Here is a 7,973-nt window from a genome sequence, read left to right as displayed (position 1 = left end):
ACCCGGCCCATGGCCTGGGCCGGAAGATCACAAAAAGCCCGATCAGCGAGGCAGGCGGAAGAGCAGGCCTGCACCTGCTCGGCTGCGGCAGGCGACAGATTCACCGTTCAGTCAGGTGCTGACAGTCCGCAGACGGGAAATCGCTCAGTGACCGCCTCCCGGTCGGCCTGCGTTTGGTTCCGCCTGACCCGGTGCAGGAGGAGACGTGCCCGGGTGCCCGTGAACAGAACGGGCTTCACCCGTTCGTAGATGGTTACCTGAGATCAGGTTGCGAATATTTCGGTTGTTGCGAATAATTCGGATACAACAGTGGAGGGCGTCATGGGGACTGCAACGGGCAAGAAGCTCGAACCGGGCGTGGTCGACGCAAGCGATGCGCAGCGGGCGCTGCGGCGGGTCAACGACTACCTTTCGCGCACAGCCCGGAGTGATGAGGACATCCAGGTCCACCTGGAAACGGGGGCCGACGACGAAGCCCTCGTCCTGCCGCGGCCCGTGGCGGAGATGTTCGCATCGATGCTGGCGGCCCTCGCCAACGGGCAAGGCGTCCAGATCATGCCGGTCGATGCGGAGCTGACGACCCAGCAGGCCGCCGACGTGCTGAACGTGTCCCGTCCGTACTTGATCGGTCTGCTCGAGTCCGGCGAGATTCCGTTCAGGTTCGTGGGGCGTCACCGCCGTGTCCGCTTTGCCGATCTGCGCCAGTACCTGCGCGAGGACGATGCAAGGCGCAAGGGCGCAGCCGACGGGCTGATGGAGATGGATCAGGAGCTGGGACTGCTCTGACATGGCTTTTGTTGCGATCTACGACGCATGCGTCTTGTACCCCAATACGCTGCGTGATTTATTGATCCGTGCCGGTCAGAGAGGGTTCGTCCGTGCCAGATGGACCGACATGATCCTCGACGAGGTGGACCGGAACATCGCCCGGGACTACGACATCGCTCCTGAGGTCCTGGAGCGTCGAAGGTCCCTCATGAACGGGGCCGTACGCGATTGCCTGGTCATGGGCTTCGAGCCTCTCATCGAGGGGCTCAAGCTGCCCGACATGGACGACAGGCGCGTGCTGGCTGCGGCCATTCAGGCGGGCGCCCAAGTGATCGTCACGAACAACCGCAAGGACTTCCCGCCCGACTACCTGGCGAACTGGGGCATCGAACGCAGGACCGCCGACGAGTTCGTGATGGATCTCATGGGGCTGGATGATCGCGTCGTCTATGCCTGCGTGCAGGAGATCGCCACCTCTCGACGGCGTCCGCCGCAGACGTTCGATGACGTGTTGGGCCAGCTGGAACGATCAGGTCTCACCGAGTCTGTGGCCGCTCTACGTCTTGGGCCGGGAGCCGTGAGCTAGCGAGTTCAAGGAGCGGAGCGGAGGCGGGTCGGCGTGGGGTTGCTCTGCCGGACTGTTGCTCGGCCTGCCTTCGGTGGGCCGGGCAGGCGATTGAACCTGCCGATGCAGTGGTTTTGCGGGTGGGAGTGCATCGTGGTCGACCGTGGTCGGGCCTTCCGCGCCCGGCAGCCGGATGGCCCGCAGCAGGGCGGCGCCGAAGGCAGGAAGGCATGTCGAACACGACGGCCACGGCGACGAAGGGAACCCGGTTTGAGCCGGGCAGCCAGGTGGTGGCGGTGAGCAGCAGCGCGAGCACACAGCACCCAGGCGAGAACTAGGTGAACGCGGCTGCCGCGAGACAGTCCGGACAGTTTCACACGTTCCACGGGCTGCTCCTCCCTTGCCCGTTGGGTTCCCCTCTGCTCCGGTGAGACCTTCAGCGTCCTGCGGCTCGGCGCCCGACGGAAAATCTCGGGCCGGCAGCTCACCACCACGATTCCTGTAGCGCCCGGCAGTCAGAGGGCACCTGGGCATCCGCACCGCTGGTGGTGTCTCAGATGACTGGCGGACAGTCAACAGAAAACCACCCCAGCTGCCACAACCTAATTGTCGACAACGAAGTGAAGGCCACCGTGATGGAGGCACACCAGCGCAACCTTTCCCGTCGTCGGAGCCTTGAAGGACATCTCCCCGAGTCCCGCTCGCGACCGACCCGGCGAGCCGACCCGGAGGCGCCGTAGGCGCGGCGCCGCTGAGCAGTCGGGCCATCGGTACGGGTTGCGCTTGCACCAGGTGGTCCCCACCGTATCCCGGGCGGCCCGGCGACCGCCGGGGCGTGGGTGGCGAGCAGGACGGCAGCACGATGTCGATCGGGAGCCGACGCAGCAAATCCCGCCCGGCCTGGGACAGGGAGTGGGTACGTGGGCCATCGATGGCCCGTCACATTGCAGCAAGGGCCCTTTGGAATCAGGCAGATGGTGCTACTTTGCTTGCTCAGTCCCATGCGAGAACGACTGCGCTTCCACCCGTTCTCGAGGCGATCGGTGAACCGTACGGCCGTTGCGGCCTTCCGTCGCATGGAAGGCCTGTACGCACCGAGATCGCCGGAGGTCTCCCGAAGCGTGCAGGAGAGCTTCTCCGCTCTCGACTTCGAGGCACGCTTCCTGGCCCTCCTGGCCCTCTCGACGGTGCGGGCGTCAGGACTTCCCCACGTCGCCATCGGCAGGTCGCCCGGGCTCGGGGAGTGGATCTCGCTGCTCCGGGATCTGCGTGTCCGTCTGCGTGGCACCGGTCCCGGTTCCCCGGGACAGCGCGTCGCCCAGGCGATGACCGAGGTACTGGTCCGGTACGACGAGGGAATCCCCGAGGCTCCTCCGGAGCTCAGAGCGACCAAGAACCTCCGTGACCACGTCAGCCATGGGGGTGCCATCCCGGCCGGGCTGTCTCCCGTCGTTGACGCCCTCGTACGCGCGATCTCCGACATCATCGCTGAGTGTCTGTCTGATGCCGTGCTTACCCTCACGGACGACGGAAGCCATGAGCTGCGGCCAGTGGTGACCTGGGGCGACACCGACGTGTCTCTGTGGCCGTTCATGTACGCGAAGGCGGACGGCAGTTGGCACGTGTTCGCCCGGTACGCCGGAAATCGGCCCGACTACCTCGCCTTCGGCGCGGCGAACTACCGGTCGCGCCCCGGCAACGATGAACTCGTCGCTGCTTTGGACCTGTTGCTGAAGTCGAAGCGGGGGCCGGACGATCCGCGTGAGCTCTTCCGGATCGAGGTGGAGAACGATCTCGGGGTCTTCGCCGATGTCGTCGGTACCCCCCAGTACTTCGATCACCCCCATGGTTTCGGCTACGAGTGGGGCAAGTCCGTCAGCGAGGGTACCCAGCTGCGCAGGGATTACTTCCGCGTCGGCCCCGACGGTCACGAGTGGCAGGATGAACAGGACTGGGTGCCCTACCGGACATACCTTCGCAAACTGTCCAACTGGCCCATCGTGGCGAGCCGTCTACGCCACAAGCTGGAGGAGGTGGAGCGACAGCTCGCCCAGGAGGAGACCGAACAGCTCGGCTGGCAACCGGACGTTGGCGGCCACCGGGAGGCCCATGTCGAGGTGACGGAATACGACGGGGGCAACCCGCGGAAGAAGTCGTTCTCTCAACTGATCGACGAGGTCGACGCGGACCTCGGGGTCGAGACGGGGCAGACCCAGGTCTTTTTCGTCAACGGCGAGGCGGGCATCGGTAAAACCCGGGCGATGGTCAAGGCCGCCCTGAACCGGGCGCGGAAAGTGGAGCAGCACCAGGGCGACAGCCCGCTGTTCCTCTACGTCAAGTCCACGGGGCGCGTCCTCGACGACCTGGACGCGGCCGTCAACCACGCGGTCGCGCTCACCCAGAACCTCACCGCGGAGCGTGTCAAGGTCCTCTGCGGGAAGGGGCTCATCGCCCTTCTCATCGACGGCTTCGACGAGCTCCTCGGCGGAGCGGCGTACAGCGACGCGATCGACTCGCTGCAGGACTGGCTCGACGCTCTGGGCGGGCGGGGAGTGCTCGTCGTCTCGGCACGCTCTTCCTACTACATGAACCAGTACCGGTCGAGCGTGCAACGGGCGAGCAAGGCGACGAGCGCCTCGGTCCGCCACAGCATCGCCCAGGTACTGCGGTGGACTCCGGCGGAGATCGTGTCGTTCCTGGGCGACTACGACGTGCCCGCCGCCCGCTTCGAGCGTCTGCCGACCGGAGACCGGGAACTCCTGGGGCTCCCCTTCTTTGCTCGGGCTTTCGCCGAGATGTGCAGGTCGGGCGACTACGAAGCATCGGACGCGGAGGGCCCTTCCTTCACCGAGCGGCTCCTGAACCACTACCTTGCGCGTGAGGAACGGAAGCTCGCCTATCAGACGGACAGCGCGTCGGCGCTCCTGAACCGAGACGAACTTCGGCGCACCTTCGAGCACGTAGCCGAGATCATGGTGGACGGTCGCGAAGGGCTTCGGGAACGCCTCCAGGTGCTGTGCGGTCTGGCCACGGAATCGGTGACGCGAGGGCCCATCAGGTTCAGGTTCCAGCATGAGGTGTTCTTCGACAACTTCCTAGCCGGGATCGTCGCACGTCATCTCCGTGCGGGCCGTCTCGCCGCATTCCAACGGCTACTGAGCAGATCGGAATGGCGCACGGGCACCGTGAGCGGCGTGGTGGCGGCCGTAAACACCGAACTACTCATCGACGCCCTGGCCGACGTCCGACTGCCCGCCGTTCAGTCCAGTGCCGCCTCCCGTGACACGGCCGCTACCAATCTGGGCGCCATGTGGACTGAAATCATCCGCAAGGCCGCCGAGATGCCCGACTGGCCGATTGTCGATGCCACGTTCGCCGGCCCGCTCGACCTCAGTCACACCAAGGTGGGCAATGCCTCCCTGGTCAACTGTCGACTGGAGTCACTCACCCTTCCTGCAGGCACCGGCTGGAAGCTCCAGCTCGACCGGACGAGAGTGAAGAAGATCACGGCGGGCGCGGAGCAGACGGACCTCTCAGGACTGCGGGGTGTGCATCACGGGGACCTGATGGAGCTCCTCTTCCGGCCGCGCCCCTTCTTCTACCGCCGCCCGGACATTCTCGAGGCACTGCGTGCGCGGGGTGTCGGGGTCGTCGATGCGCCGAAGACGTCCAGTGCCGTCGTACCGGTACGTGTGGAAGCTGCTCGTCACTACCTGAAGAACCTGGTGGAGTACGCGTCTTCGACGCTGATACTCAAGGACAACCACCAACCGGACGACCACCGTCTGAAGTGGACCCAGGAATATCCGGACGAGTGGAGGCCCTTCGTGGCCAGGCTGACCAAGGCCGGGCTCGCCCGACCCGAGAAGTTCTCCGCAAAAGGGTCCAGGAAGATCAAACTGAGGTTGCAGTTCGGCGCCGCCAAGATCCTCGACGAGGCATGTGATGTCCCGCAGATCAAGGACTTCTGGGCGGCCGCGAAGGGCTGACTGGAGGAAGAGGGCCGCCCGCTCATCGTGCGCCGGCTCCGAGACGCACTGCGCGCGCTCTGCGGCTTCATCCAGGAGGGACGTCCCGAGCCCGATGGCATCGACGCAGACAACATCCGACTGCACGGCTTCCAGGTGCGGGACCCACATGGTCCTGATCCTGCAGAACAGCACGCGGAGCTGCATAGAACCGTGGAAGCCGTGGGGCCGCCGCGTTTCTACTCGTCGGGTCCTGACGGCTCACTGATCGAGCACGCCGGTCTTCAGCCCATGGCCTCCTCATCCCGAAGCAACTTGGGCGAGCGCCTGACCTTGGGCTGGTGTGCCGCTCACCTGCGCTGATGGTCCATAGGCGTCCGTGCTTGTCCACCGTTGTGCGTCGGCGTTGTCACGCAGTCAGACACTCAGGTGCCCCTCGATGCGAACTATGGGCGCGACGGTCGCTGAGGACTGGCAGGCACGTCAGCCGGTCGTCCAGGGTTCGTGGGGCCGGTCGAGGGCGCGGTGGTTGCTGTACTTCGCTGCTGTCAATCGAGAAAGCAGGACCAGAACGGGATCGAGGCGTATTGGTGGTCACCGGGCGTCGGCGCGGGGCGGCCGAACTCGTGATGAAAGTAGTCGACCAGATCGGTGCCGTAGTAAATGATGTCCGTCTGGTACATCGACAACACTGGCGTACCAGTCCGGTCCGGATCGCCCAGCAGGTACCGGTGTGAGTGAATCGGCACCATCACAGGGACTTTGGCCATGTAGGCGCGGGCCAAGTCCAACGCGTCTTGAGCGCCCGCCGGTCGCGGATCCCAGTCCGGGTGCCAGAAACCGTTTCGCTCCACGTCGAACAGCACGCCCTCCACCGGCCAGGCCAGGCGCCCCGCCAGATCTTCTGAACCCCCGTCGCGCCAATCAGGCCAACTCCGGCTGCCTACCGGCAGCCCTTCACCGAGAAGAACTCGATGCTCCGGAGCGAAACGGAATTCCCAGCGCTCCTCGACTCGATCGAGTTCCCGCTCGCTCATGCCCTGCTCGATCTCGACCCCAGCATGGAGCAGGGAGAGCAGTGCGCGGGCATTTTTCGAGGTCAGCGGATTCTCAGGGCTGATCGCAGTCATGATCGGAACGGTAAGACCTCCGGGCGACGGCCAGGAAGGTCGGTTCTTCCTCAACTCTGCTTCACTGATCGGCACCTGCGCCGGTACCCGAACCACCATCGTTGAGCAGGGGAAGGACTGTCGTCATCTGCAGTCGTCGGCCGCCCACGGACGGCCCGGCCGATGGGGTCGTGCGCCTACCCGCATGATCGGCGGAATCCCAATGGCTCAGGGGTTTCGTTCGGATCATCGTTCGCGGTCACTGGGGCGTGTCAGTGCGGCGGCGTAAGGGCTGTCCCGCTACTCCGTCCCGACGGCATGTGGGGTGGAGTGCTGGTGCGATGAGCCGGTACCGGATGCAACTTCATGGCAGCCATCGGACCGCAGAGGCTGGCATGATGCTCCTCATGTCCACGTACCGAAAGGCCGATGCCGCGTAAGCGGCCCGGCGCGCTGCGCGCTCAACAGATCCCCCGTGTCGCGTGGAGCTTGCCTCCAGACCGGAGCCACGGCCTCTCTGCCCGAACCAGCTTCGCGATAGATCGAGTAGAGCGGTTCTCGGGCGACTACTACGTCTACCCCGGCGCCACCGACCGTGCGTTGCGCCGGTATCGGGCATTTCTGCAACCAGCGGGACGTCGGCCCCTGTATCCGCAGGATGCGGAGTGTTCGTGCCGTGGCTGTTCTTTCGACGACGTGCGGCACACACGCGACGTGCTTGAGGAGGTCGTGCGGCAGCTGCCTCCCAGGCCCCGCGCCGAGCTTGAACGCCGAGTGCGTGTCCTGGATGCCAGGTACGCCGAGCGCACGCTGCCGGATCCCTTCGCCACTCATCGGCAGTGGCGTTCCGGCCTCTGGTGGCGGCGCCGTCTGGCCGGTGGCTGGGAAGCTGGATGAGGGGCCCGGGCTGCGGTGAAATGATCAATGCGTGGCTGGTGTGATCACGGCGCCGCAGCCGTCCTGGACAGGCCCGTTCACCGGGCTGAGCCCGCGCTGCTTTGGCAAGCTCGTGACCGCCCTGCGCCGTGAGGGAGCGGACGTAGTCCGTCGAGGCCGGCCGTGGAGCCTGCCTCTGGAGGACCGCGTCCTGCTGGTAGCGGCTTACTGGAGAACCAACCTGACGCTGCGACAGCTCGCGCCGCTTTTCGGAATCTCGAAGTCCGCGGCCGACCGCATCATCAACCGCCTCGGGCCGCAGCTCGCCCTGCGGCCGCGCCGAGGGTTCCGCAAGAACACCGTGCTCATCGTGGACGGCACCCTGGTGCCCACCCGTGACCACACGGTGGCTGAGCAGTCGAAGAACTACCGGTACTCCATCAACCACCAGGTCGTCATCGACGCCGGTACACGGATGGTCGTCGCCGTGGGCCGCCCTCTGCCCGGCAACCGCAACGACTGCAGGGCGTGGGAGCTGTCCGGAGCGAAGGCCGCCGTCGGCAAAGCCACGGTGATCGCCGACGGTGGTTACCGCGGCACCGGGTTGGTGATGAGTAATCGTCAAGACCTGTGGGCCGATTGACCTCAGTTTCGTTCGGGCGGGTTGATCGCGACGAGTTCGACCTC

Annotated in this window: 4 protein-coding genes and 1 pseudogene; 4 read left to right on the top strand and 1 reads right to left on the bottom strand. The window is 65.6% G+C overall.

Annotated features, from left to right (window positions below; translation table 11 throughout):
* The first annotated feature begins 321 nt into the window (after nucleotides 1–321).
* From JL475_RS37420 to JL475_RS37410, 3 genes are all read left to right on the top strand, one after another.
* The gene (locus JL475_RS37420; RefSeq protein WP_202282677.1) at nucleotides 322–786 is read left to right on the top strand and encodes a helix-turn-helix domain-containing protein; all 465 of its coding nucleotides are present in this window, start codon (nucleotides 322–324) and stop codon (nucleotides 784–786) included.
* Between the two features lies 1 nt (nucleotide 787).
* Nucleotides 788–1,354, top strand: coding sequence for a PIN domain-containing protein (locus tag JL475_RS37415; RefSeq protein WP_202282676.1), 567 nt, complete (start codon nucleotides 788–790; stop codon nucleotides 1,352–1,354).
* Between the two features lie 1,100 nt (nucleotides 1,355–2,454).
* Entirely contained in the window at nucleotides 2,455–5,322 is a 2,868-nt protein-coding gene (locus tag JL475_RS37410) for a hypothetical protein (RefSeq protein ID WP_202282675.1), read from the top strand.
* A 527-nt stretch (nucleotides 5,323–5,849) separates the two neighbouring features.
* Here JL475_RS37410 and JL475_RS37405 read toward each other — a convergent pair.
* Entirely contained in the window at nucleotides 5,850–6,431 is a 582-nt protein-coding gene (locus tag JL475_RS37405) for a hypothetical protein (RefSeq protein WP_202282674.1), read from the bottom strand.
* Nucleotides 6,432–7,338: 907 nt separating this feature from the next.
* On the opposite strand from JL475_RS37405, the pseudogene JL475_RS37400 reads away from it, so the two are divergent.
* A pseudogene (locus tag JL475_RS37400) lies at nucleotides 7,339–7,914 on the top strand (transposase family protein); the annotation flags it as partial.
* Between the last annotated feature and the right edge of the window lie 59 nt (nucleotides 7,915–7,973).

Source organism: Streptomyces sp. M2CJ-2, assembly GCF_016757295.1.
GTDB lineage: Bacteria > Actinomycetota > Actinomycetes > Streptomycetales > Streptomycetaceae > Streptomyces.
Note: the sequence above shows the minus strand (reverse complement) of the source record. Positions and strands in the feature narration are given on the sequence as shown.

Coding starts and splice junctions, on each gene's coding strand:
- JL475_RS37420 (WP_202282677.1), top strand. CDS start 322: ATGGGGACTGCAACGGGCAAGAAGCTCGAACCGGGCGTGGTCGACGCA.
- JL475_RS37405 (WP_202282674.1), bottom strand. CDS start 6,431: ATGACTGCGATCAGCCCTGAGAATCCGCTGACCTCGAAAAATGCCCGC.
- JL475_RS37415 (WP_202282676.1), top strand. CDS start 788: ATGGCTTTTGTTGCGATCTACGACGCATGCGTCTTGTACCCCAATACG.